Source organism: Burkholderia sp. E168m23, assembly GCF_016586125.1.
GTDB classification, from domain to species: Bacteria; Pseudomonadota; Gammaproteobacteria; order Burkholderiales; family Burkholderiaceae; genus Burkholderia; species Burkholderia orbicola.
The window spans coordinates 1-1,788 of the sequence record NZ_BCPP01001195.1; the positions used below are offsets into that span (position 1 = coordinate 1).

A 1,788-nucleotide genomic window follows, 5' to 3' on the forward strand; every position below is an offset into this window, starting at 1 on the left:
ATTCGTAGTCGGCCCACACCGCATCGAACGCCAGCCGCACGTTCGGGCCGTCGCGCGCGGCGATGAAGCGCTGCAGGTCGAACGCCATCTCCTGCCGGCCGACGCGGAACTTGACCGTGCCGCCGCCGAGCGCGCCCGTGTAGGTCGCGAACGCCTGTTCGAGATCGAGCGGGTTCCTGTCGACCGGCGACACCGTGTTCTTGCCGAATGCGCGTGCGTCCTGCAATTGCGCGAAAAACTGCCAGTGCGGGCCGAGATGCGCATCGGCGTGCACTTCGACGCGCTGGATCAGGTACGTATCCGATTGCGCGGAGCCGATGCCGAACAGCGGCGCGTCGTTGGTCTCGAGACGCTCGCGCAGGTTCACGCCGAGTGACAGATAGGATTGCGGATCGTTGCCGAGGGGAAGGTATTTCAACCCGTCGAGCGGCGCGCGCGGCACGCACGGATTCGCGAGCACCGACCAGTCTTCCTGCCAGCGGTTGAACAAGATCGTCGGGCGTTTGGCGGTGCACGTCGAGGCCGGCGCCGAAGCCGATGACGCGGTCGACGCCGGCGCCGGTTCTTGCGTCGAAGTCGACGCAGTTGCCGTTTCCGCGCACACCGCGTCGACGCCCGCGAACAACAGCCCCGCGACGATCGACACGCGCGCGGCCCGCTCGACGCGGCGGCCGTGGCGTCGCCTGCGTCGCTCGATCATGCGCGCTCCTGCGCGGTGGTACCGGCCGCTCGCGCCGCGCACAGCGCGAGCATCGCGAGCGCGCCGGCAGGCACCAGCAGCGCCAGGAACCCGACATAGCGAAACCCGAGCGCACCGCCCGCCGCGCCGAGCGCGAACGCGACGATCGCCGGCAGCATCTTCGCGAAGCGTGCGCGCGCGGTGGCGCGCACGCCGTCCGCCGTGCCGGGAGACAGGATGTCGACCGCATCCAGGATCGCCTGCGTGACGTTGCCGGTCATCACCGTATTCGGCACGCCGCCCGCGCGGGCGATCACGCGCGGATGCGCATTCTGCACGCCCATCGCGAACGTGCCGACGATGCCGGCCACGAGCGCCGCCAGGCTGTCGGGCTGCGTGACGGGCGTCGCCCACACGCCGGCCGCACAGAAGCCGAGCAACAGCACGGCCTGCACCGTATGCAGCACGCGCGTGCCCTGCCAGGCGGGTCGCGCGGCCATCGACCGCGCGATCAGGCTGCTCGCGATCACGCCGCACACGAACGCGGGAAACACGCTGAGCTTCAGCACGACGCCCTGACCGAAGCCGGCGATGCCCGCGCCGATCAGCACGAAGTTGCCGGTCACGTGCGCGGTGAACAGCCCGAACAGCGCGACGAAGCTGAGCGTATCGACGAAGCCGGCCACCGCGGCAAGGATCGTGTCCTCGTGCTTCATCGCGCCACGCTCGCGTGGATCTCGGCGACGTAGCCGCCCGGAAACTGCACGAGCGCCGCGTCGCGACCGTCCGACTTGAACGGCGGCACCAGCACCGTCACGCCCGCGGCTTCGGCCTGCTTCAGCGTCGCGGCGAGATCGGTGACTTCGTAGCCGGTCATTTCACGCCCGAACGGGTAAGGCAGATGGCCGTCGGTCACCAGCACGGTCATCTTGCCGAAACCCGATTCGATGCGAATCCGGCGGTACGTATCGTCCGGCCGGCCGATCTCGATGCCCGGCGCCTTCAAGTTATCGGACACCACTTTACCCTTCGAGAACTTGACGAAGTCGTGCACGAACTTGCGCACGCTTTGCGGCGACACGTACACGCGATTCTCGGGAATGGTCTGC

The 1,788-nt window shown here is 68.7% G+C and carries 2 protein-coding genes and 1 pseudogene; all 3 read right to left on the reverse strand.

Features of this window, described 5'->3' with window-relative positions; translation table 11 throughout:
- Positions 1–700, reverse strand: a 700-nt coding sequence (locus JMF90_RS35600; RefSeq protein ID WP_201326208.1) for an alginate export family protein, incomplete at its 3' end; no start/stop codon positions are given.
- Complete coding sequence (locus tag JMF90_RS35605; RefSeq protein ID WP_201316824.1) at positions 697–1,395, reverse strand: YoaK family protein; 699 nt, start codon at positions 1,393–1,395, stop codon at positions 697–699. The genes JMF90_RS35605 and JMF90_RS35600, both read right to left, overlap by 4 nt.
- Positions 1,392–1,788 (reverse strand): annotated as a pseudogene (locus JMF90_RS35610) (glyoxalase); the annotation flags it as partial. The pseudogene JMF90_RS35610 and the gene JMF90_RS35605, both read right to left, overlap by 4 nt.